The sequence below is a fragment of the Spiroplasma chinense genome (assembly GCF_008086545.1).
Classification (GTDB): Bacteria; Bacillota_I; Bacilli_A; order Mycoplasmatales; family Mycoplasmataceae; genus Spiroplasma_A; species Spiroplasma_A chinense.
The window spans coordinates 934837-957954 of record NZ_CP043026.1 but is presented as its reverse complement, the minus strand read 5'-3'; the positions used below and the strand labels follow the sequence as shown (position 1 = coordinate 957954).

Genomic DNA, 23118 nt, shown 5'->3' with positions numbered 1-23118 from the left:
AAAAAAGTTAATCATTCTAAAAACAAAAGATTTTAATTTAGGAATTACAAATTTAAGGGCTAGAGTTTTATTGGACCAAAATATAATTTTCTTTGCTGATTGAAGATTGTTTGATGTTGTGCCAAATTCTTCGTTTAGTATAAAATCTAGTGACTTTGGACTATAGTTAAGTGATAAACACTTTGGTGATGGTTACACAGTCTAACAGACACAGAAGGCGAACTTAAAAGCTGATCAAAAAAACCTTTAGAAAAGTATTCTAGTATATTTTTAAAAAAAGAGCAAAATAATCAACTTGTAATCATTTTGGTTTTGGGTAGAATAGTAATAATAATCTACTTAATAGGGATTAAATATTAATGAAAAATTGTATTAAACATTAAAAATCATTAATATTTAAGAAATGTTTTATTTTTAATGTAAATATAGTTTTTTTAGAAGGGAATAAAATGAAAAAATTACTTTACAGTTTTATGGGATTTACAACAATTATTGGAACCTGTTTTAATGTTGTAAGTTGTTGGACTAATCCTGGTGGACCAACATCTCCTAATTATGAAAAAAAAGAATTGGGAAAAGAGGAATTAATTAAAACAGAAGATTTTAATCTAGGTCTTACAAATTTAAGAATTAGAGTTTTATCGGATGAAAAAATAGTTTTCTTTGCTGATTGAAGATTGTTTGATGTGGTTCAAAATTCTTCATTTAGTATAGATTATAGTGACTTTGGTCTATATTTGCTTTACGAAGACTCTGGTTCTAGGAGGGAAGAATTTTATGTAAGTAAAAGTCTAACAGACTCAGAAAATGAATTTTTAATTTCTGGTACTCAAACAGAATTCTTTACAATGGTTTTTTACTCATTTGATTGACCATATTATTTTGAAAGTATTGAGGTTTTTTTTCTATTAAACAATCATAGATACACATATACTTACAATGAAGAAGAACTTACAAGTCAATTAAAAAATAAATAACATTAGAAAAATGTTTTAGTATATTTATAAAAATAAGAGCAAAATAATCAACTTGTAAGCATTTTAATTTTAGATAGAATAGTAATAATAATCTGTTTAAAAAAGATTAAATATTAATGAAAAATTGTATTAAACATTAAAAATCATTGATATTTAAGCAAGGGTTTATTTTTAATGTAAATATAGTTTTTTTAGAAGGGAATAAAATGAAAAAATTACTTTACAGTTTTATGGGGTTTACCACAATTATTGGAACCAGTTCTAATGTTGTAAGTTGTTGGTATAAACCTATTCCAAGAGAGTGACCTAATTATGAAAAAATAGATTTAGGAAAAGAAGAATTAATTAAAACAGAAGATTTCAATCTAGAACTCACAAATTTAAGGGCGAGAGTTTTATCAGAAGATAATATAATTTTCTTTGCTAATTGAAGATTGTTTGATGTTGTGCCAAATTCTTCATTTAGTATAAAATTTAATGACTTCGGACTATATTTAAGTGATAAACACTTTGGTGATGGTTATATAGAAATTCGTTTAGATCACAGTCTAACAGACACAGAAAATGAATTTTTAATTTCTGGTACCCAAACAGAATTCTTTACAATGGTGTTTTATTTATATGGTTGAACATATTTTTTTGAAAGTATTGAGGTTTTTTTTATATGAAATAATAAGCGTTATACATATAATTACACAGAAGACGAACTTACAAGCTGGTCAAAAAAATAAACTATATCAAAAAAACATATTCTAAACAGTATAGAATATGTTTTTTTATTTAAATATAAAATAAAAAATCTTATTAAATCATTTGTAATAATTATCTTCTTTCTTTTATAATTTCGATTAACTCTCAACCATACATATTTAGTCCTAATATGTCAGGGTTGTTAGGCTGGTCATAAATTGTTCTAACTTGAAATTCTAAATCATAACAATATTCTTTCAAAGCGTTTTCTCCATATTGTTCAACTCATCATTCGTAGTTATAGATTTTATCAATATCGGGTATATAGTAATCGTCTAAAGCCTTTCTTATAATATGATAAACGCTGCTTGCAGGTTTATTTCATTCACCATTTGCTTTATCTACTCCAGTTTCTGTGATTCTGTGTAATAAATTTTTAGAAATTCAATTACTTTTCATTATTGTTTATACTTCTTTTAGATTTTTCATGATCTTTTAAAGCTCTTTCAAATCAATATCTGTAACTGGCTCTTGATCATGGAAAGGTTCACCCAAGTATTTTAGTTAATCTATATAAAATATTTTTCATTCTCTCACTCTCGCTATAAGTAAACTATATGATTACAAAACTGTGATTACAATATTTCAATTATTGATATGCCCTTAAAATGGAGGTTTTTAAAGAATATAAAGTAATTTATTTTTAAAAATAATTATTTTTTCAAATTATTTAAACCCTAATAGCTCTAAATAATTTGCGATTTTTTCACTATTTCAATCTAATAGTGTAAAATAATAATGAAATCAAAATTTAATAGGAGAGATATTCATTATGACATTGCCCTTTGTAGCTAGTGATTTAGACGGAACAATCGTAAAAAACAAAGATTTTAAAATTTTAGACAAAACAATAGAAGATATTTTAAATTATCAAGAAAAGAGCGGTTCTAAGTTCTTTATTGTTACTGGTAGGGTATTTGCTACTTCAAAAGTGTATATAAATCAATTAAATGTAACTTTACCTGTTGTTGGATGTAATGGTGCAGCCATTGTAGATCCAATTACAAGAGAAGTATTATTTGAAGATGTTGTAAAGAAAGAGTTTAGTGAAAAGATTATCGATTTTGCCAAAGAAAATAATCTTGATTTAATCTTTTATACAGCAACTTCAATAGTTGGTTTAAACGATTCTGAAAGAATCGTAACTTTTGGAGAATCATACAAGGATTTAGACTCTAGTTTAAGACCTGAAATGATTTGTTTTGAAAATCTAGACGAGCTAAAAGAGTGTGTTATGAATGGAATCCACAAACCTGTTAAATATTTGTTCTCATTTCCACTAGATGGAAATGACAAGATAATTGATGAAACTATAAAATTTTTAAACCAATTAGATTTAAATTGTCCAACAACTAAAATGGGAGATAGGTTCTTGGTTGATGCTATGAATAATGGTATTAATAAAGCAACTGGTTTACAAAAATGAGCTGAAATTATGGATGTTGATATAAACACTATCCATACAGCTGGGGACAATAATAATGATATTGAAATGACAGAACAATCACCTTTTGGGTGTATTGTTGAAAATGGTGTTGAAAATGCTAAAAAAATTGCAAAAAGAGTTTTAAAACATATAGAAGATAATGGAGTAGGAGAATACTTAAGAGAATTAGTAGACCAAAATAAATAGAATGAAAAAAGTTGCTATTTTTGGAGGAAGCTTTGACCCAATTCACACAGACCATGTAAACATTATGAAAGCATGTCATGAAAAGTTGGGATTTGAAGAAGTATGAATCGTTCCTGCCTATGTCAATCCTTTTAAAACACTTTCAAGTTCGAGTGTAACTCAAAGACTTGAAATGATAAATATTGCAATCAAAGGTTTAGACTTTATTCGTCTTGAAACTTTTGAAGTTAGAAAACACGAAAGAAGCTACACTTATGACACTGTTTGTCATTTTCAAAAGTCATACCCAGATATTGAATTTTCATTCATTATGGGGTCTGACCAATTGGATAGCTTTGAAAATTGAGATCATTTTAGCGATCTTATTAAGTCAATTGATTTTAAAGTATTTCTTAGAAGCGATGTATACAACAAAGACATTGTTGAGAAATACAATTTAGAAACTTTCACATTTGAAAATAACTTCCTAAGTTCTACTAAAATAAGGAATTTAGAAGATTTAAATTTACAAATTAAGGAAGTTAATGATTATGTTAATAACAAACTTATGTTTTTATATGAAAGAGTAGAGTCAAAAATGGATGAAGAAAGATATTTTCATTCATTAAACGTTGGTCAAGAAGCTTTATTATTAGCTCAATTGAACAACTATGATTTAAATAAAGCTCTTGTTGCAGGAACTCTTCATGATGTTGCAAAAAGATGAACCATTGATGAAATGAAATCATTTATTGCAAAATATGATAAATCACTTTTAAGTGAACCAGAACCTGTATTGCATTCATTTGCAGGAGCATTTCATCTAAAGTATGATTGATTGCTTGATGACCAAGAGGTTGTTGATGCAGTTTTCAAACATACTGTTGGGGATAAGGAAATGTCAACACTTGATATGATAGTGTTCTGTGCTGACAAAATTTCTAGTGAAAGAAACTATCCAGATGTTGAAAAATACAGAGCGTTAGTTTACTCTGATTTAAAAACGGGTTTTATATCTCTATTAGAGCAACAATATAATGTTGCTGTTAAAAAACACGGTCCAAATTCTATTGGACAAAAACTTATAGAAACTTACTCTTATTGAGTAAAGGGGGAATAAATTATGAAGATTTGTCTATTATTTGCCATGACAGACGAAGCTCAACCCCTGATAGACCAATTAATGCCAGAATTGGTCGAAGAACTTCCGTACAAGATCTACAGAAAAGGTGACACACTTATAGCAATTAGTGGTGTAGGGATTGCCAATTCCTCAAGCTGCTTTACTTACGTTGAAACTAAATACAATTGCCAGTATTATATCAACTCAGGACTGGTTGGTTGTGTCAGTGAAAATTTAAAATCGCTAGATTTGGTATTAATTGACAAAGTCTATAATAGCACAGCTGATGCTACAGGCTTTGGATACGATTATGGTCAAGTCCCAAAAATGCCAAAATCTTATTCTTCAGATTCAACTTTAAAAAACGATTTTAATAAAACAAACAATTTTAAAAATGTTAATATTGCATCTAGCGATGTATTTATCAATAACTTGCCAAAAAAATTATTATTTATATTGCCAATAAATGATGAAATAGATGTTGTTGATATGGAGTGTGCTGGTTTTTATCAAGCAGCATACATTTTCAAAAAGCCAATTATGTCTTTTAAAATTGTAAGTGATACCTTATCTGAACCCTCAAATGAAACACAATTTAAAACTATTCTTGATTTTGCCAGTCAAGAAATAGCTAAGAAAATTATTAGTTTTTTAGAAACAAAAAACTATTTATAATAGTAACTTGCACTTTTGTGCAAGTTTTTTTATTATCTATATATTGAGGAAAAAAATATGGAAAATAAATATCAAAAATATAGTAGTTTATTATATGATGCTACAAAACCTCCAGGAACAAGTGTGGATGGAGATTTAGAATTTTATAAAGAATACATTCTTCCAGTTGAAGGTAAGGTATTGGAAGCTGGAGTTGGAAATGGAAGAATGTTGATACCTTTCTTGAAATATAAGGTAGACATTATAGGAATTGACAAATCAAATGAAATGTTAGAACTTTGTGAAGAACATTTAAAAAATAATAACTTAAAATCAGAATTGATTTGTCAATCTTTAGAAACTTTCTGTAGACCAGATGAGTTTGAAGCTATCATTATGCCAAATGCAAGTTTTAATTTGATTGAAACTAGAGAAAAAGCTTTAATAATTTTACAAAACTATTTCACTAGTTTGAAAAAGAATGGTTTTGTCATGATAGATTTAATTTTTCCATCAGAGTTTAAAGTTGGTGTTTCTCATAAGTTAAAACACAATGTATTTGATCTTGAAATAGAGGTTGAAAATATTTCAAAGAGTATAAATTGAGAAGAACAATATAGCTTAACAGAAGTTAACTATTATATTGATTCAACTTTAAAAGAAACACAAAACTTTAAAATGTCTTGATATGGTATTGAAGAATTTAAAATGATACTTTCAAATTTAGGTTTTTCTAAAATTGAAGTTATAAAAAATTATAATAAAAAAAGTTTTATAAATTTAAAAACAGCAACTTTTATTGCTTATAAATAAAAAAAGTTTGACAATTGTCAAACTTTTTTTAAAAGTTAATTGGTTTCCCATACTCTAATGCAATAGCAGCTTCTCCCATAGCTTCACTTAAAGTGGGGTGAGGGTGAATAGAGTTTGCTATTTCTGAAATTGTACCTTCAGACTCCATAACAGCTGTTATTTCTGAAATCATTTCTGTAGCATTATCAGAAATTATATGTGCTCCAAGTATTTTTTTATTATCTCTTTGACAAATTAGTTTTACAAAACCTGTTGGATCACCATCTGTCAAAGCTTTTCCAATTGCTTGGAAGGGGAAAGAATAAGTTAAATAATCTAAACCATCTTTTTTAACTTGATCTTCTGTTAAACCTACAAATGCAATTTCTGGTTTTGTGTATACACAACTTGGAATTCTATCATAATGCATTTTTTTATCTTCTCATAAAGGTTTTTTCATTTTCTTAGCAATTCTATTTGCAACAATTATTCCTTGGTGAGATGCAACATGAGCTAACATAACTTTTCCAGTTACATCACCAATTGCAAATACATCTTCAATGTTTGTTTCACAATAATCATTTACTTCAATATGATTTCTATTTGTAATTTTTAAGTTTATGTCTTCAAAACCAGTTGTAACAGTTTTTCTTCCAACAGAAACTAAACAATAGTCTGCACTAATCTCTTTGACTTCTTCTAATTGTTTAAAAACAACACTGTTGTTTTTAAATTCCAAAGTTTCTGCATTTGTAATTATTTCGACATTCCCATCTTTTAAAAGTTGTTTTGTCATTTCTTTTGCAACATCTGAATCTAACATTTCAAGAATTGTTGGTAAGAATTGAAGTATAGTAACTTTGCTTCCAAGATTTTTGTAAATACTTGCAAACTCAATTCCAATAACTCCACCACCAATTATGATTATTGATTTTGGAATTTTTGGTAATGAAAGTGCTTTGGTAGAATCAATTACAAAATCATTTTCAAATGCACTTTCATAACCTTTAGTTTTCATTCCATTCGGAACGCTACCTGTTGCTATTACTAAGTTATCTGCTCAATATATTTCTGAATCTATTTGAATTGTATTTTTATTTACAGCTTTAGCAGTTCCTTTTACAAAATCAATTTTGTTTTTCTTTAAAAGAGCTTTAACTCCTCCTGTAAGTTTATTTACAATATCATTTTTTCTTTCTTGTATTTTTTCTCAATCTGCTTTTACAGATTTAACATCCAAAGTAATTCCAAATTCTTGTGTTGAATGAAGAAGACTTGAATAAATCTTTGAAGATTTTAATAGTGCTTTAGTTGGTATACAACCTTTGTTTAAACAAACTCCACCATAATTTTCTTTTTCTACAACTAAAGTTTTTAAACCAAGTTGTGCACAACGTATTGCACAAACATAACCTCCAACTCCAGCACCAACAACTATTACTTCATATCTATTTTGTTCTTTTATTTTTAAGTCTTCATCATTTTTTATTTTGTTATTACTTCTGCCTCGTTTAATTAAGTCATTAGAAACAGGAGTGGAACCAATAACTGAAGCATTTTCTTCATTATCATTTTTATTTGTCATATCTATTTCCTTTCTAAATTAACAAGGTAGCTGGATTAATTAAATAGTTTTCTAAACTAATTAAAAATCTACCAGCATCTGCTCCATCAATTATTCTGTGATCTGCTGAAATTGAAATTGGCATAATGTCTTGAATAATTATTTCTTGATTTTTAACAGCTGGTTCTTTTTTTATAACTCCTAAACCAAGAATTGCAGATTCAGGGAAGTTAATTATTGGAGTTGCATACTCCAAACCAACTGATCCAAAGTTTGTTACTGTAAAACTAGCTCCACTAATCTCTTTCATTGAAAGAGATTTATTTTTGGCTTTTACAGATAGTTCATTTATTTTTATAGCTAATTGATAAACACTTAATTTATCTGCATCTTTAATTACTGGAACCATTAGACCTTCAGGAGTGTCACATGCAATTCCAATATTAATTTGATTTACAAAATCTGTTGTATTTTTTTCTTTGTTGATTCTTGAATTAATATTTGGAAACTGTTTTAAACAAAGAGCAACAGCTTTTACAATAAAAGCTAAATAAGTTAATTTAATATTTAAATTATTTGCATGCTCTTTAAGCTGAGTTCTTAACTTAACAAGTTCTGTTACATTTAAATTTCTCATTCCAGTAAATGCAGCAATTTCACTATGAGATCTTTCCATAGCTTTTATTGTAGCTTTTCTTACTTGATTCATTGGCATTGAAGAGAATGTTAAAGTGTTGTCAAAACTTGGTACATCAATTAAAGGATTTGAATAATCTTTTTGAGGTTTTTGTTCCAAGGTACTTGTTACAAAAACCTGACTAGGAGCTTTGTTGTAATTTTCAACATCTGCCAATAAAGTTTTTCCACCTTTACCAGTAGGGGTAACAAGTGAAATATCAATTCCTAATTGTTTTGCAGTTTTACGTGCAAGAGGAGTTGCTCAAACTAAATTATTCTGATTTTCATTGCTAGTAGAAGGTGAAACGCTTTCTACTTCAACTTTAACTTCTTCAACTTTAACTTCTTCAACTTTAATTTCTTCAACTTTAACTTCTTCAACTTTACTTTCAACGTCTTGTGATACTTCACTTTCTTTTCCATCATCAATTTCTACAACTACATCTCCAACTTTTATTTCTAAACCTTGTTCTACATTTATTTTTGATATTGCACCATCAGTTGGTGCGAAAATATCTGAAGTTACTTTATCTGTTTCTACATTAAAGAGAGGGTCTCCCATTTTTACAACATCACCAATTTTGATATAGATTTCTTGTACTGTTCCTTCTGTAAGTCCTTCACCAATATCTGCAAATTTTACTTTAAACATAAATCTTAAAACTCGTATTCTATAAGTTGATTAATTTTGCTTAAAATTTTTTCTTTTGTAGGTTGGTGATAAGTTTCTCCTGACTCTAAAGGAATAACAATATCATATCCAGTACATCTCATTGGTGGTGCTTTTAAATAACCAAAAGCTTCTTCATTTACTGTTGCAATTATTTCTGAAGAAACAGAAAAAGATTTTACAGCTTCATGTACTACAAGAAGTCTTCCTGTTTTTTTAACAGACTCAATAATCATTTTTTTGTCTCAAGGTTTAATAGTTCTTAAATCAATTAATTCAATTGTTACATTTGGATTTTTGCTTTCATATTCTTCAACAGCTTTTTGACAATCAACTGTTTGAGAACCATAAGTTACAATAGTTAAATCATTACCTTCAAAAATATATGCAGCTTCACCAATTGGTACTGTGTAATAACCTTCAGGTACTTCTTGTTTGAAAGCTCTATATAATTTTGTAGGTTCTAAAATAATTACAGGATCATTTGATTCAATTGCTGCCAATAATAATCCTTTTGTATCATAAGGGGTTGAAGGAATAATAACTTTTATTCCTGGAGTATGTGCAAAGACAGCTTCAATTGCACCAGAGTGCAATTCAAGTGCACGAATACCTCCACCCATTGGAGTTCTTACAACAATTGGAGCTGGATATTTTCCGCGACTTCTATTTCTAACTCTACCCATGTGTCCTAAAATGTTTTGTAAAGAAGCCATTCCTAATTCTAAAAATTGTAATTCAACTACAGGTTTTAATTTATTCATAGCCATTCCGATAGCAGCTCCAATAAATAAACTTTCACTAATTGGTGCATCAAAACATCTCTCTTCACCATATTTTTTTTGTAAACCTTCAGTAGCTCTAAAAACCCCACCTTCATAACCAACATCTTCTCCAAAGACAATTACTTCATTTCATTTTTCCATGGCTATGTCTAAAGCTTCATTAACAGCTTTTATATTATTTAAAGTTTTCATTACTTGTCACCTCCAAATTTATTCTCATTATCTGGATAAAATGTTTTGGCTTCTGCAAGTTGTTCGACTAAAAAATCTGGTTTTTGATCATAGATATAATCAAAAACATCACTTACAGGATAGTCTTTATTTTTTTCAGCTCACTCAAATTCAGTTTTTAAAAATTCAAATTGTTCACTATCTAAAGCTTCTTGTTTTTTCTTACTTCAAATTCCTTTTTCTACTAAATAGTTTTTCATTCTTGTTAAAGGATCGTCTAATTTAGCTTTCTCAAATTCATCTTTTGGTCTATAAACATCTGGGTTATCAGAAGAGGAATGAGCTCCAAGTCTGTAAGTATCAAATTCTATAAAGACAGGCCCATTTCCTTCTCTACAAAATTTTAAACATTCTTGAATTACTGCATAGCAAGCTAAAAAATCATTTCCATCAACTATAAGAGAAGGGGTACCTGATGCAATAGCTTTTACAGCAATGTTTAAAGATTTTGTAGATTTAGAATAGGGGGTAGAAATAGCTCACTTGTTATTTTCACAAATAAATATAACAGGTAAGTTATGAAGTTGGGCAAAGTTCATTGATTCATAAACTTCTCCTTCGCTCATACCTCCATCACCAGTCGTTGTTAAAACGACTCCCTTTTTATTTAAGTATTTTTCTCCAAATGCTAAACCAGCTGCTTGTGAATATTGAGAACCGATAATGATGTTTGGGGGCAAAACATTAATTCCTTCTGGTGATTGGCCTCCAAACTCATTTCCAGTTCAATAAAGCATTATATTTCTAACAGGAATTCCTGATGCTAACCAAGCTGCATTGTTTCTATAACCTGGTGAAAGTCAATCCACACCTTTTTCCATGCTCATAGCATATGCAACTTCACAAGCTTCTTGTCCACTTGAAGACAAGAAAGATAAAAGTCTTCCTTGTCTTTGAACTATATTTTGAAACTCATCTTGTTTACGAGATAAGTTCATTATTTTATAAGCTTCTATTAAAGTTTCATCACTGATATCAAATTCTATATTGTTATTAATTATATTTCCTTGATTATCAAGGATTTGTATTTTTTCATTCTTTAAAGGATCGTATTTTCCAATAAATTGCATTAATTTAATTCCTCCTTATTGTATTAGTAAATCTAATATATCTTGAGAAGAAAAGTTATTACCAAAGATATTTTCTATATCACTTGATTCAACACATTCTCTTAAAACTTCAAGAGAATATTTTTTGTTTAAAAGTAATTGTTCAAATTCTAAAGTACCTTTAAAACCTAAAAAGTCACCATAAATTTTAGCGTTTTTAATTAAACCTTCTTGGATATCTAAAAGAACTTCTACCAAACCTTTTCCTTCAAGTCTTGTTTTATTCTTATAGGTAAAGGTTGAGTGTTTGTTAAAGGTTCATTCTTCAGTATCATATTTTTCTTCTTTTATTTTTTGAATTAGTTCATAGTCTGATTTGCTAAGTACTAACTCTTTTACACTATCTAATGATTGGTAAGTGTTTATTATTAAGTTTATAAACTCTTGTACATCAATTTCTTTGTCACTTTCATTGTTAATGTTGGTTACTCTTGAACTAATAGATTCAATGTTTTTTGATACAATTTTGCTTCTATCAACTGTTAAATATTTGGCAATTTTAGCTAAATCTGAATTAACTAAAATTGTTCCATGTTGAAGAAATCTGTCTTTCCACTTTCACATAGCATTTCCTGAAATTTTTTTTCCATTTACTTGAATGTCATTTCTTCCTGAAAATTGTGCATTTATACCTAAATCCTTTAAGGTTTTAATTATAGGTTCAAGCATTTGTTCAAACATGCTTACAGCATTATTTTTTACATCTGTGTAAATAATGCTAAAGTTTAGGTTACCTAAATCGTGAAAAACAGCACCTCCACCAGTATTTCGTCTAATAATGGTTACTTTATCTTCTTTTGCTTTGACTATATTTACCTCTTCAACTGTATTTTGGTTTCTACCAATAACTATAGTATTTTTGTTTTGTCACAAAAATAAAATAGGTTCTTTGTAAACTTTGTTTTTAGTTAAAAATTCTTCAATAGCTAAATTCAACTTTGGATCTGTATTGCTAGTTCTAAAAATAAACATCTTATTCACCTCAATTTCTTGTTACACCTTAATAGTACATATTAAATAAAAAAAAGTAATAATTTCCAATAAATTTATTAATATTGAAAATTTATTTCTACTTTTACAATTTTCAAAATTTTATGCCAATTATACACTTTTTGGTTTTTATTAGATATAATAATTTTGTAACAAGAATAAGGCAAGGCAAATAATTAGGTAATATTACCTATAGAAAGAACAAGAAGGAGTGAAAGACAAAACAGCAGCAATATCGGGTGCTGCATAACAATTATCAATATGTTGATTATTTCTTCTTGAATGAGGGAAGAGAAATGTTTAACAAAGGTGTTAAAAATGCAAGTATAGTAGGGATGACATTATTCCTGGTCGGGACAGTGATTATTGGTTATTGAGCAATGTTTGTCATTATTGATGATTTAAGCTTTAAATCAAACGCTATAGCAAGAAATTGATATATATTTTTCTCAATTGGTATTGCATTAATGGGATTAATATTTTCTATAGCTTTTTATAAAGTTAACAAATATGATCAAACTGAAAAAGGTTACTTAACTTTAGTAATTGTCAGTTCAATAACAATATTTACTCCATTTATCTTTTTTTGAATTTATTTTGTAGTAAAATTTGCAGAACATAAAAAAGTAAACAAGTTAAAAATTAAAAAACAGACTATTAACCTCGCTTTATAAGAAAAAACCTTAAAACATTTAGTTTTAAGGTTTTTTTTGACTCTAAAAAGTGTTATTTTATATTATAATTGTAAAGAACGGAGAATAAATATGAATATAACAAATAAAATACCTTTAACAAATAAACCTTACAAAACTTTTATAAATGATGTATTAGCTTATACAAAAGATTACAATTTTGTAATAGGGGAAGGGCCACTTCCAAAAGCACTAAAAAATGATGAAAAATTTTTGCAAAAAATGTATAATTGAGCAACTCAAATTGTAGAAGAATTGTCATTACCTTATTTCTTACAAGATGAAAAAGAAATAGAGTTGGACGAAAGTGTAATTGAAGTTACTATGGAAGTTTCAAAAGAAACAGAAAATTTTAAATTATTTAAAAATGTTTGCTGATTTACAGTAATGTTACTAGATTATAGTCAAATGGAAAAATTCGAAAAAGTAGATTTTGTTTATCTAGTTTCAGAAGTATTTAAAGCAAATGGTTTTGTAGGTAGTGAATTAGATCAATACTATTCTGATTTTGAAGCATTCTTAGGAGTTTTAAGAGATAGTTTAGTTGAAAGAGGAAGAATCCCTGCAAAAGTTAATTTAGACAAGTTTGTTGATAAATTTGGTAAATTTTTAAAAATGGCAAATGAAAACACAAAACATGCAACTATTCAAAATGAAACACAAAATCATGGTGGATTAGTAGGTTCTGTAATTGGATTTGCAAAAAAACAAAGTTTAAAAAAACAAATTAAAGAAAACTTCTTAAGTATTGGGGTAGAAGATATTCTTCAAGATTTTATTACAGAATACCTTGTTTATATTATTTTGGATTATTTCGAATCACCACAAGCAAAAGCTTTATTAGTTTAAAAAAATCCTTAAAACTAAATGTTTTAAGGATTTTTTTTGTGTTTTTTTCTAATACTCGTTTTTTGCTTTTGCATTTATAATCATTTGTCTAATATAAAAGAATACATAAAATATTAATCAAATAACTAAAAATCCAACACAAATCATTAAACCAATGTTTGAAGCTGTTTTATTTCAAAATTGTAATAAACTTGAAAAAATAAAAGCAGCTCCAAGTATTGACATGGTTATTATAAGTCAAAGTCCTGGTTTACCAGGTATTTTCATACCTCGTCGATATCTTCTAATTCTATAATCGTACTTTCTTCTGTACGCCATACTCTCACCCATTCCTTTAAATAAATTATAATCAAAAAACCCCATAAGTGTTAATTTTGATGCTTATATAATGAACAATATTGTATATAATGATAGTAGTTATGGAAAGGTGAGAGTATGGCGTGACACAGAAATAATAGGGTAACTATTAAAGGTAAACCAGGATTAATTTTAAAAATTACAATAGCTATAATTGCTTTAGGTTTCTTTGCAACAATTTTATTGATGTATTTTAAAGTAAACGGTGCAATAAATGGAATTTATGTTTGTGGAGGATTAACTCTACTTTGATCAATAGCACATATTGTATTTTTAGTAAAAGAAAAAAATGAAAAGGTATAAAAAAAGTAGTTTATATAAACTACTTTTTGTTTGTTAAATTCTTGATTTTTTGTTAAATACTAGTAAGTCTAAGTAACCTAAAACTATTCCAAATGCTATTCAAGCAATTATAGCTCCAGGGATACTAAATCCACCTTTAACAGTTGTATCTACCCCATTAAACACTGAAATGTCATCAGTTTTGTTGTTTGTTGGAGTACTTGGATAATTGTTGACAATTTTTTCAACAACCTCTGTTTTAAAGTGGTGAAGTGGTGCTGCAGGGTGCATAAATGAACTTACACCTTTTTCATAGTCATTAAAGAATTTATCTTTATCTCCACCAAAGAAAATTAAGAAGAAGTTGTTTAAGAAGTTTAGATTTGCAGATCTATTTGAAGATTTAAAGAAATTTTCATATCTTTGTATATAAACTTCATTAGTTACATCTTTTGAATCATCATAATTACTTAAGTATTCAACAGCGTTAATTGATCTTACAGATATTCTATAGTAATTACTTATTGCTGCGTTGATCAACATAACTTCTGGATGTTCTTTATAATAATCCAAATTATTTTCTGGTTCTTCTTGATTTCAAGTTAATGAAGCTCTTGAGAATAGTTCATCTAAATTACTTGAAATTTCAAAGTATCCAGATGAATAAGAACCAGAAACTCCTGCAAAGTACATAGGAGTTTCTACTGCATATTTTTCATATATAAAGTCAAATAAACTTGCATATTCTGGTAATGATTTTTTTAAGTTATTTATTTGAGGTTTAATGTCAATTGTAAATGGTTTTGAACTATAACCACTACTTACAACACCTCAATTTTTATTTTTTAAAGTTAAATAATCAATATATGAAGATATATTTTTTGACTGTTGTTCAATTTTGTTAAATACGTTCAATATTTCAGTTCCATAGTAAAAGTTATCTTCTGGATTTGAAAGGCTATAGTTTATTTGACCAGCATATAAATTTTTACCTCAAATTCCTTTTCCAGAACCACTACTTAAAGTACTGATTTTTTCAGCATATTCTTTGTCTGTAAAAATATTTTTAAGATTTACATCATCTTTAAAAGTATTGTAAAATTCAGCTCCAGCTGAAAGTCCAAGATTTAATCTTGAAATACTTTCTCCTTTTTCTTCACCACTTACAATTGATTGTGTCAATCCCATAGTGAAGGGGTAGAAAAATACACATAAAGCAATTAGGATATTAAATAAAATACCAATTGCAGCAGAACATATCATTGTAACTAAAGCAACTATTGGAAAGTATGCTAAAGGCAAGAAGTAGTAGAAAGCACAAATAATCATAATTCCTCTTGAAAATAAGCTTCCTACCAATCCTGCAGGTCCTGCAATAACTGCAGATAATAATAAGTTTATAGTTACATAAATATATGCAATTATAATAGCTTGTGAATATCTATATAGGTAAGATATTCAAGTTTTAATACCTGCTCTAAGTTCTATGTTGTGAACTCCATCATCTTTTTGTTTTTTGAAAAAGAAGAATGAAATTAAAGTTAAAAAAATTGTAAAGAAGAATCCTACAATTAAGTAATAGATTCCTTTCATCATGTTAAAGTTTACAAAACTTTCAGTTAAGTTTTTTCCCATTAATGTCATGATGAATACAAATAATAGTGACATTAAGACAAAAACACAACCAGTTGCTATAATTCCTTTATTTCTAAGTGCTAATTTTAAGTTTAATCTGTATATAATGTTTAATCTTTTAAGAGTTGGTTGATTTTCTTTTGTTGTTAATTGAATTTCCTTATGCATAAAGTTTCTCTAATAGACCAACTTCAACATTTCTTGGGTCTATAAACTTTCTGTAAATATCTATAATCAACTCTTTTTTGTTATCAAATGCTTTATCATATACAATTTCACCAGCTTTAATTAACACTAAGTGGTTTGCTATTTCTTGAAGTTCTTCAATAATATGGCTTGTAATCATAATAGTAACTCCAAGTTTATTTAATTCTTTTAGAATTGAAATAAACTCAATTTTTGACTCAACATCTAAGTTAGCTGTTGGTTCATCTAAAATAATGTATTTTGGTGATCTAATAAGAACACTTGCCATAATGGCTTTTTTCTTTCAACCCGCTGAAAGTTCTCTAATTCTTTTGTTTATGAATTTTTCTAAATGTAGCATTTCATAAACGTTTTGTAAGTTTTTATCAATTTCATGCTTTTCTATCCCGTTAGCTGCACATAAAAATAAGATATATTCACTTAATTTCATGTCCAATGGAATGTTGTTTGTATCTGGAAAGAAAGCCAGTTTTTGTAGATTGTTGTTTTTAAATAGGTTTTCTCCATCAATTAAGATTTCTCCTTGAGTAACTTTAAGTTCATCAAAGATAGCTTTAATTGTTGTAGTTTTCCCAGCTCCGTTGTCCCCAACGAAAGCAATGATATCTCCATCATTAATGTTAAAAGTAACATTTTTGATACCTGTATCATTCTTAAAAACCCTTGTAAGATTTTTAATTTCTATCATTTTTTATTCCCCCTACAATTATTTTATGTTAAAGGTTTATGATAGTCAAATTAAGACACATTTTCAAAAAAATTAAAAAAAATTAAAAAAAATTAAAAAAAGTGTACATTTTTTTAAAAAAAATTACGATAGTAATAATGTAGCTATTATAAAAAATTAATATATAATTATTAAAGAAATTAGAGGTAGGAAATGAAAAAAAATAACGGTAAAATCAGGTTTGTTGATTTATTTGCCGGAATAGGTGGATTCCATAATGCAATAAATAAAGTAGCAAACGATATGAATATGACAACTGAATGTGTATTTGTATCTGAAATTGACGAATACGCTATAAAAACATATACTAATAACTTTAATATAAGCGATAAAAACATTATAAATATTAGAGATGTTGATGAAGAAGCTACAAACGTACCTGAACACGATTTTTTATTCGCAGGTTTCCCTTGTCAAACATTTTCTAATGCTGGTAAAAAAAGAGGTTTTCTAGATGAAATTAGAGGAACTCTGTTTTTTGACATTGCAAATATTTTAAGTAAGAGAACTCCAAGATATATATTGTTGGAAAATGTAAAACACCTTGTTAATCATGATAACGGTAAAACATGAAAAATAATTAATGATAAATTAAGAGAAATAGGTTATTTAATACCTGAAAATCCATTAATTTTATCACCACATGAATTTGGAATTCCTCAGGAAAGATACAGAGTCTTTATACCTGGTATTTATGTGGGTCCGGAAAAGGCCAAGACTGAGTTTTTACATATTTCTTTAGAAGACAGAAAAAAAATGAATCCACTCTCAAATATGAACGCTAATGAAATAGTTAGTTTTATAAAAGAAAAATTCTTGGAATCAGATGTGGATGAAAAATATTTCTTAGCATCAGATCCGAAAAATCAATATTTACTTGATGTTTTTGATGCATGAAATGAATTTTTAATTAATGTAAAAAAACCAGAAGGTAGAACTTTGCCTGTTATTTGGGCTAATGAGTTAAATAAAAGTTATAGAATACCTTCGGATTGAGCGGAATGAAGAAAAAAATATATTATAGATATGAGAAATATTTATAAAAATAATAAAGATTTCATCGATCAATGGTTAATCAAATATGAGGTACATAATTGAAAAAAAAGAGAATTAAAATTTGAATGACAAGCTGGTAAAGATATTAATGATATTAGAAAATCTTTTATACAGTTAAGACAAAGCGGAATAAGATGTAGAAGACCGACAAAGTTTCCTACATTAGTGGCTATGGTTCAAATACCTATAATATTTGATGATAACAAAAAAGGGTGGAGACACTTAACGCCAAGAGAAACTGCTAATTTACAAAGTTTTCCAAAAAATTATAGAATTTTTAATGAAATTAGCGAAGATAGAAAAGATTTTTTCAGTTATAAACAATTTGGTAATTCTGTAAATGTTAAAGTAGTTTCTTATATTCAAGAAGAATTATTGAAAATAGATAAAAAAACACTGTAGCAGTGTTTTTTTTATTATAAAATATTACTATTGAGGAGTAATTATGAGTGACACAGTTAAAAAAAATAATGAAAAACTTTACAGAAATATAGTTAACGGTGAAATTAAAATGATGAATCATAATGAATTTGATAAGTTACAAATCCATTATGATGAATTTGTAACAGAAGCTGAAAAACTAATATACAAAGAAATAAAACCCTCTGAAATTTTTTTAGATGGTAGTAATTCAGCATTATCCAATAAAAAAAAGAATAACAAAAAATTTATTAGATTTAAAAAAGATGACAAAGACATAATAGTTTATTTTTTACAAATAAAAAATTCTGGAAATGATAATGATGATAACAAAAGGCTTCAACTATACAAAAAATTTTTAGTTAAGGATACTATGATTTTTGCATTGGGAGTGCTTTCTATAGGAGAAGAATATATAGTCTCTTTAACTGCAAATTTATACGATTTTTTGACACGATATGATGGTGAATCATACTCTTCATATTGAATTTCTACTTTCCAAGAAGTTGAAGAAATTGCTTTTGGTAAAAACGAAGCAACTATTGATGAAAAATATAATTACAAGACAAAAGATTTGAAAAAAATTATAAAAGAACTGGATTCAAGAATTAACTATAATGGAAAAAATCAACTAACTTCATTTAATGATTTAGATGTGTTATTCGATTTTGTAGAAACAGATTTAAGTGATTTAAAAGTTGAAGATTTTAATGACAAGAACATTACTGATTTAATACATAAAAACAAACTTATTAGAAATCAAAAGATAGTAGAAGAACATCTCAAAAATTATCAAGAGTGTATTAATTGTTTAAAAAAACAAACTTTTATAAAGAATGGTTTAGATATAATGTATTTTGATGTTCATCATTTCATCCCTTATCACTTAAAAGTGCAAAAAAAATTTAAAAAAACATTAGATAGTAAGATTAACTTGGTTTCATTATGTCCTTTGTGTCATAAAATGATACACTTATCTAATGAAGAAGAACAAGGTAAAATGGTTGAATTTATAGCAAAAAAAGTTGTAAATGAAGATTTTTTAAAAGTCTATCCTGAATATTCTTTAGAAAAACTAAAAGAAATTTATTTACAAGTATATAGAAAAGAGTTAGAAGAAAATGAGTAACAACAATATTAATGAGATAGATATTAGACCAGAGTCTAGTATATATGCAACTTATCAAAGATTAAGTTACAAACCAACTTATGCACTTGCTGAATTTGTTGATAATTCAACTGCAAGTTATTTTGAGCATGAAGAAGAGTTAAAAGAATTTTATAAAAAGAATGGTAAAGATTACAAACTTAAAATTTATGTTCTTTATAGTCATGATAAAAGTAATTCTATTATCAAAATTAGAGACAATGCATACGGTATGGAAATTGAAAATTTTAAAAGAGCTGTTGTGTTAGGTAATCCTCCAGTGAAAAAAGGAGGAAGAAATGAGTTTGGTATGGGTTTGAAAACAGCTGCAACTTGATTCAGTAAAAAATGAACAATTAGATCTACTCAATTGGGTTCAAATAAAGAATATGCAGTTACAATGGATATTGAAGAATTAAAAAGAAGTAATCCAAGCACTTTACCTATAAAAACTTCAGAAGTGGAAGCAACAGCTCACTATACAGAATTGGTTCTAGAAGATCTATTAAAACCATTTGCAACAAAAAAACAAAAACAAACTGTTGCTAAAATGATTACAGGTATGTATAGAAGAGATATAAGAAATAATAATATTCAGATAGTTTTTGCTGAGAATAAAGATGGAGTATGATGTGACTTTGAAGGTAATGTATTTGAAAGTTTGCAAAAAGTTCCAGCAGTTAAATTTACTCAGGTAAAACCAAGAACTATTCTACCTGGTCAAGTAACTGGAATTCATAACGAAACTCTATGTGTGGGAACTTTTGAAGATAGTTTTGAATTTGCAGGAGAAACTCACTTAGTGAAATTTTTGGTAGGAATTAGAGATGTGGGTAGTCGTAAGGAAGCTGGATTTACATTATTTAGAAGAAATAGAGCAATCATCGGTGGTTATGAAGATAATTATAGACCAAGAGAAATCTTTGGAGATGCTTCTTCTTTTGTTTATCAAAGACTTTATGGAGAAATTGATGTAGACAGTTTCCCGGTAAATCAAGCTAAAGATGGTTTTAGTTGAGATGATGGTTTAGAAGATGCTTTTATAGATTTTTTAAACAGAAAAGTGGGAAGATTTAAAATTTGAGCAACACAATTAAGAAAGTCTGACGAATCAGGAGCTAAGAAAGTTAATACAAAACTTAATAAAGAAGCAAATGAAGAAATTAAAAAAATGCTTAAAACTTCAGAGGTTAAAACTGTAGAAGAAGTAATTAAAGATTATAATGAAGGAACAGAAATTCCTTCAGAATTGATAACTGCAATTAAAAACGACAATAATGGTGATAAAAAAGATACAAACATTATGGATACTGTTATAACTAATAAAAGTGGAGATAACGAATTAAGTTTTGCTTACTTTGTTTCTGAAAAAGTTAATCCAAAAAATTGAATAACTATTTCAATAATCAACGAGAGTAAAGGTTTATTTTCAATTACTTTATTTGTAGAACACAAGTTTTTAAAACCTTTTGCTCAAGAACCTGAATTTATAATTTTTATGAAAAAATTTTCATTAGCTTATGCTTCGGCAATATTAGATTTAAAAACAAGATCATTAGATGGAAAAGTAGACCCTCTACTTATTACCAACAAAATTAACGAATATCTTTTGGAGGATTAAAATATGTTTAGAAATAGATTCATAGAAATTTACACACCAGAAATTGGAGCGGCAGCAGTAAATGAAATTTTAAGTAAATCTAAAAAAATTTTACAAGATACATTAGAAGATGGTAAACCAAACTGTAAAACTGGGATAATAGTTGGAAAAGTTCAATCAGGTAAAACCTCTAATTTTCTTGGTTTAATTGCAGAAGCTTTTGATTCTGATATGTATGATATCGTATTTTTAATTGGTGGAGTTGACAATGAATTGTTGAGTCAAAATAAAGATAGGGTGTCTGAAGTGTATTCGGATGTTAAAAATAATAAAAGAAGAATTAGTGGGATATTTAGTTCTGATGAATTTGGTGCTGATAGGAAAGCTGACTGGGTTGAAAGTAATAGAAGATTTTTAAGTTCATCAAAAGATAAAAAAAGCATAATTACAGTATTAAAAAACATTAATCACCTATCAAATTTAGAATCAATTCTTACATATTATAAAGATATTTTTAAAGATAAAAGAATACTTATAATTGATGATGAAGGTGATCAAGGTACTTTAGATGGAAATGCAAATACAAACAAGGAACCAAGAACAAAGTGAAATCAAAAAATTTCTGATATTAAAGATCAAATTGAACAATTTTCATATCTTTCTGTAACAGCGACTCCATATGCAAACATGTTGATTCAACAGAATGATGAATTATCTCCAAAATTTGTTAGAACAACAAAACCAGGAAAAGGTTACTGTGGTTTAGAAACTTTTCATGGAGAAGATTCGGATAAATACTTAGTTGAAATTCCTGAGCACGAACTTGAAAATTTATATTCATTAGATGAAAAACAATTTAAAAACAAGGATATAAATCCTTCTTTAGAAAAAGCTTTAAGTTATTTTTTGTGTGCTTCTTTAAGTCTTATTAATGAAGAATCAAAAAATAAATATTTTGAAATGCTTATAAATACCGATAGAGAAACTGGATATCATGATGAATTTAAAGAAAAAATAAGAATTTATTTAGATAAAATTGTAGAAATTGCAGAAGAATTAGAAGAAGACCCAAATTCTATAATGAAAAAAACATATCATGAATTTATTAATCTTGGTTTTGAAATGATTAACAATAGAAAGCTTGATGAAAGCAATCCTAAGGATTGCGCATTTATAGAAGATTTTTTGGGTATAATAGAAGACACAAGAGCCTTTTCAATAAACAGCAAAGGTGATCGTTTCGGTGAAAATAAACAACAAAGGTTCAGAATTTACATTGGTTCTAATCTTCTTGGAAGAGGAATTACTTTAAAAAATCTTTTAGTAACATATATGACAAGAACAGCTAAATCTAAAAATCAAGCAGATACAATTTTGCAAAGAGCAAGATGATTTGGATATAGAGGAAAAACTCTTAAATATATGAAAATTTTTATAATAGAAAGACTTATTAAAGAATTTTTTGATATTTCAGTTTTGGAAAATGATCTTTGAGAAAAGTTAGATAGAATTGAAACAGGAGAACTTTCTGTAGAAGGTTTTATGAATTCCATTTTCTTTTCACTAGATGATGAAACTTTAAAAATAACTAGACCAAATGTTGCCAACTATAAACCAGTTGGAATCTTTTCTTGATTAAACCAAAATATGGTACATCCAACAAAAGAAATAGAAAGAATGTTCTATAAAAATGTAGAAGAACAATCTAAAAATATTGAACTCGGTGGCAGAAGATTTGAATATAAAGATTATGAAAGCTTGACAGAGTTTACAAAAGAATCAAATATTTCTAGTTATATATTTAAAAAAATTAATTTAGAATCAAGATATGAAATAGCGGAAGCTAACTTTAAGGAATTTCCAGTAAGAGTTATTCTGATGAAGCCACAAAATAGAGACAAACCATTTCGTTCTGTTTCTGAAAAGCAACGTTTCACAATTCATGCATCAGGAGCTAATAAAGATGTGGATTATAATGATGAAACACAATACTTTGGTGATTCAAAAATTGATTACTATAGTGAAAATAAGAATAAGGTTATAATCCAGGTTTATAATTTTAATTATAAGAGAGAAGGAGAAATAATTGAGGAAGATGCTATTGCATATTCTGTATTTTTTCCGAATTATAAAGTAAAAGGTATAACAAGGGGTTAAAGTATAATTTTCACTTTCTCACTTTATAGATTAGAATAAATATAAGTATTTACA

General features: G+C 27.4%; 23 protein-coding genes. 13 read left to right on the top strand and 10 right to left on the bottom strand.

Annotation, left to right across the window (positions count from 1 at the left end; all coding sequences use genetic code 4):
• The first annotated feature begins 449 nt into the window (after nucleotides 1-449).
• Nucleotides 450-977, top strand: coding sequence for a hypothetical protein (locus SCHIN_RS04305; RefSeq protein ID WP_166508408.1), 528 nt, complete (start codon nucleotides 450-452; stop codon nucleotides 975-977).
• 206 nt (nucleotides 978-1183) lie between these two features.
• The gene (locus SCHIN_RS04300; RefSeq protein ID WP_166508407.1) at nucleotides 1184-1708 is read left to right on the top strand and encodes a hypothetical protein; all 525 of its coding nucleotides are present in this window, start codon (nucleotides 1184-1186) and stop codon (nucleotides 1706-1708) included.
• Between the two features lie 91 nt (nucleotides 1709-1799).
• On the opposite strand, the gene SCHIN_RS04295 is transcribed toward SCHIN_RS04300, so the two are convergent.
• Nucleotides 1800-2126, bottom strand: coding sequence for a hypothetical protein (locus SCHIN_RS04295; protein WP_166508406.1), 327 nt, complete (start codon nucleotides 2124-2126; stop codon nucleotides 1800-1802).
• Nucleotides 2116-2256 carry a hypothetical protein gene (locus SCHIN_RS04290; protein WP_166508405.1) on the bottom strand — a complete coding sequence of 47 codons (141 nt, stop codon included), beginning with the start codon at nucleotides 2254-2256 and terminating at the stop codon, nucleotides 2116-2118. Before SCHIN_RS04290 ends, SCHIN_RS04295 begins: the two co-directional genes overlap by 11 nt.
• A 243-nt stretch (nucleotides 2257-2499) precedes the next feature.
• On the opposite strand from SCHIN_RS04290, the gene SCHIN_RS04285 reads away from it, so the two are divergent.
• From SCHIN_RS04285 to SCHIN_RS04270, 4 genes are read left to right on the top strand one after another with little or no spacing between them, the layout of a single operon-like run.
• A complete protein-coding gene (locus SCHIN_RS04285) occupies nucleotides 2500-3360 on the top strand; it encodes an HAD-IIB family hydrolase (protein ID WP_166508404.1) in 861 nt (286 codons plus the stop codon).
• A gap of 1 nt (nucleotide 3361) precedes the next feature.
• Entirely contained in the window at nucleotides 3362-4459 is a 1098-nt protein-coding gene (locus tag SCHIN_RS04280; protein WP_166508403.1) for a nicotinate-nucleotide adenylyltransferase, read from the top strand.
• Between the two features lie 3 nt (nucleotides 4460-4462).
• The gene (locus SCHIN_RS04275) at nucleotides 4463-5137 is read left to right on the top strand and encodes a 5'-methylthioadenosine/S-adenosylhomocysteine nucleosidase family protein (RefSeq protein WP_166508402.1); all 675 of its coding nucleotides are present in this window, start codon (nucleotides 4463-4465) and stop codon (nucleotides 5135-5137) included.
• A gap of 57 nt (nucleotides 5138-5194) precedes the next feature.
• Nucleotides 5195-5929 carry a class I SAM-dependent methyltransferase gene (locus SCHIN_RS04270; protein WP_166508401.1) on the top strand — a complete coding sequence of 245 codons (735 nt, stop codon included), beginning with the start codon at nucleotides 5195-5197 and terminating at the stop codon, nucleotides 5927-5929.
• A 28-nt stretch (nucleotides 5930-5957) separates the two neighbouring features.
• Here the strand turns inward: SCHIN_RS04270 and lpdA are convergent, their stop codons facing one another.
• Genes lpdA through lplA form a run of 5 tightly spaced genes read right to left on the bottom strand, consistent with a single transcriptional unit; the run spans nucleotide 5958 to nucleotide 11917 of the window.
• The gene (gene lpdA, locus SCHIN_RS04265; RefSeq protein ID WP_166508400.1) at nucleotides 5958-7493 is read right to left on the bottom strand and encodes a dihydrolipoyl dehydrogenase; all 1536 of its coding nucleotides are present in this window, start codon (nucleotides 7491-7493) and stop codon (nucleotides 5958-5960) included.
• A 13-nt stretch (nucleotides 7494-7506) separates the two neighbouring features.
• On the bottom strand, nucleotides 7507-8802 hold the full coding sequence (locus SCHIN_RS04260; RefSeq protein ID WP_166508399.1) for a dihydrolipoamide acetyltransferase family protein: 1296 nt from the start codon (nucleotides 8800-8802) through the stop codon (nucleotides 7507-7509).
• A 5-nt stretch (nucleotides 8803-8807) separates the two neighbouring features.
• Nucleotides 8808-9797 carry an alpha-ketoacid dehydrogenase subunit beta gene (locus tag SCHIN_RS04255; protein ID WP_166508398.1) on the bottom strand — a complete coding sequence of 330 codons (990 nt, stop codon included), beginning with the start codon at nucleotides 9795-9797 and terminating at the stop codon, nucleotides 8808-8810.
• Nucleotides 9797-10906: a pyruvate dehydrogenase (acetyl-transferring) E1 component subunit alpha gene (gene pdhA, locus SCHIN_RS04250; protein ID WP_166508397.1), complete on the bottom strand. Its 1110-nt coding sequence runs from the start codon at nucleotides 10904-10906 to the stop codon at nucleotides 9797-9799. Before pdhA ends, SCHIN_RS04255 begins: the two co-directional genes overlap by 1 nt.
• A gap of 15 nt (nucleotides 10907-10921) precedes the next feature.
• Nucleotides 10922-11917 carry a lipoate--protein ligase gene (gene lplA, locus SCHIN_RS04245; RefSeq protein WP_166508396.1) on the bottom strand — a complete coding sequence of 332 codons (996 nt, stop codon included), beginning with the start codon at nucleotides 11915-11917 and terminating at the stop codon, nucleotides 10922-10924.
• Between the two features lie 314 nt (nucleotides 11918-12231).
• Between lplA and SCHIN_RS04240 the strand changes: the two genes are divergently transcribed.
• Together SCHIN_RS04240 and SCHIN_RS04235 are read left to right on the top strand one after the other, a co-directional pair.
• Nucleotides 12232-12609, top strand: a complete 378-nt coding sequence (locus SCHIN_RS04240; protein WP_166508395.1) for a hypothetical protein — start codon at nucleotides 12232-12234, stop codon at nucleotides 12607-12609.
• A 90-nt stretch (nucleotides 12610-12699) separates the two neighbouring features.
• Entirely contained in the window at nucleotides 12700-13476 is a 777-nt protein-coding gene (locus SCHIN_RS04235) for a hypothetical protein (protein WP_166508394.1), read from the top strand.
• A 48-nt stretch (nucleotides 13477-13524) separates the two neighbouring features.
• Here SCHIN_RS04235 and SCHIN_RS04230 read toward each other — a convergent pair whose 3' ends face one another.
• Nucleotides 13525-13794, bottom strand: a complete 270-nt coding sequence (locus SCHIN_RS04230; RefSeq protein WP_166508393.1) for a hypothetical protein — start codon at nucleotides 13792-13794, stop codon at nucleotides 13525-13527.
• A gap of 117 nt (nucleotides 13795-13911) precedes the next feature.
• On the opposite strand from SCHIN_RS04230, the gene SCHIN_RS04225 reads away from it, so the two are divergent.
• The gene (locus SCHIN_RS04225) at nucleotides 13912-14136 is read left to right on the top strand and encodes a hypothetical protein (protein ID WP_166508392.1); all 225 of its coding nucleotides are present in this window, start codon (nucleotides 13912-13914) and stop codon (nucleotides 14134-14136) included.
• Nucleotides 14137-14169: 33 nt separating this feature from the next.
• Here SCHIN_RS04225 and SCHIN_RS04220 read toward each other — a convergent pair whose 3' ends face one another.
• Together SCHIN_RS04220 and SCHIN_RS04215 are read right to left on the bottom strand one after the other, a co-directional pair.
• Complete coding sequence (locus SCHIN_RS04220; protein WP_166508391.1) at nucleotides 14170-15918, bottom strand: hypothetical protein; 1749 nt, start codon at nucleotides 15916-15918, stop codon at nucleotides 14170-14172.
• Nucleotides 15911-16645 carry an ABC transporter ATP-binding protein gene (locus SCHIN_RS04215; protein ID WP_166508390.1) on the bottom strand — a complete coding sequence of 245 codons (735 nt, stop codon included), beginning with the start codon at nucleotides 16643-16645 and terminating at the stop codon, nucleotides 15911-15913. Before SCHIN_RS04215 ends, SCHIN_RS04220 begins: the two co-directional genes overlap by 8 nt.
• A 192-nt stretch (nucleotides 16646-16837) precedes the next feature.
• Here SCHIN_RS04215 and dcm point away from each other — a divergent pair, with 192 nt between their 5' ends.
• Genes dcm through SCHIN_RS04195 form a run of 4 tightly spaced genes read left to right on the top strand, consistent with a single transcriptional unit; the run spans nucleotide 16838 to nucleotide 23064 of the window.
• On the top strand, nucleotides 16838-18142 hold the full coding sequence (gene dcm / locus SCHIN_RS04210) for a DNA (cytosine-5-)-methyltransferase (protein ID WP_166508389.1): 1305 nt from the start codon (nucleotides 16838-16840) through the stop codon (nucleotides 18140-18142).
• Between the two features lie 43 nt (nucleotides 18143-18185).
• Nucleotides 18186-19289, top strand: coding sequence for an HNH endonuclease (locus tag SCHIN_RS04205; protein ID WP_166508388.1), 1104 nt, complete (start codon nucleotides 18186-18188; stop codon nucleotides 19287-19289).
• Nucleotides 19282-20928 (top strand): ATP-binding protein, encoded by a 1647-nt coding sequence (locus SCHIN_RS04200; RefSeq protein WP_166508387.1) that lies wholly within the window; start codon nucleotides 19282-19284, stop codon nucleotides 20926-20928. Before SCHIN_RS04205 ends, SCHIN_RS04200 begins: the two co-directional genes overlap by 8 nt.
• A 3-nt stretch (nucleotides 20929-20931) precedes the next feature.
• Complete coding sequence (locus tag SCHIN_RS04195) at nucleotides 20932-23064, top strand: Z1 domain-containing protein (RefSeq protein ID WP_166508386.1); 2133 nt, start codon at nucleotides 20932-20934, stop codon at nucleotides 23062-23064.
• Nucleotides 23065-23118: the final 54 nt, after the last annotated feature.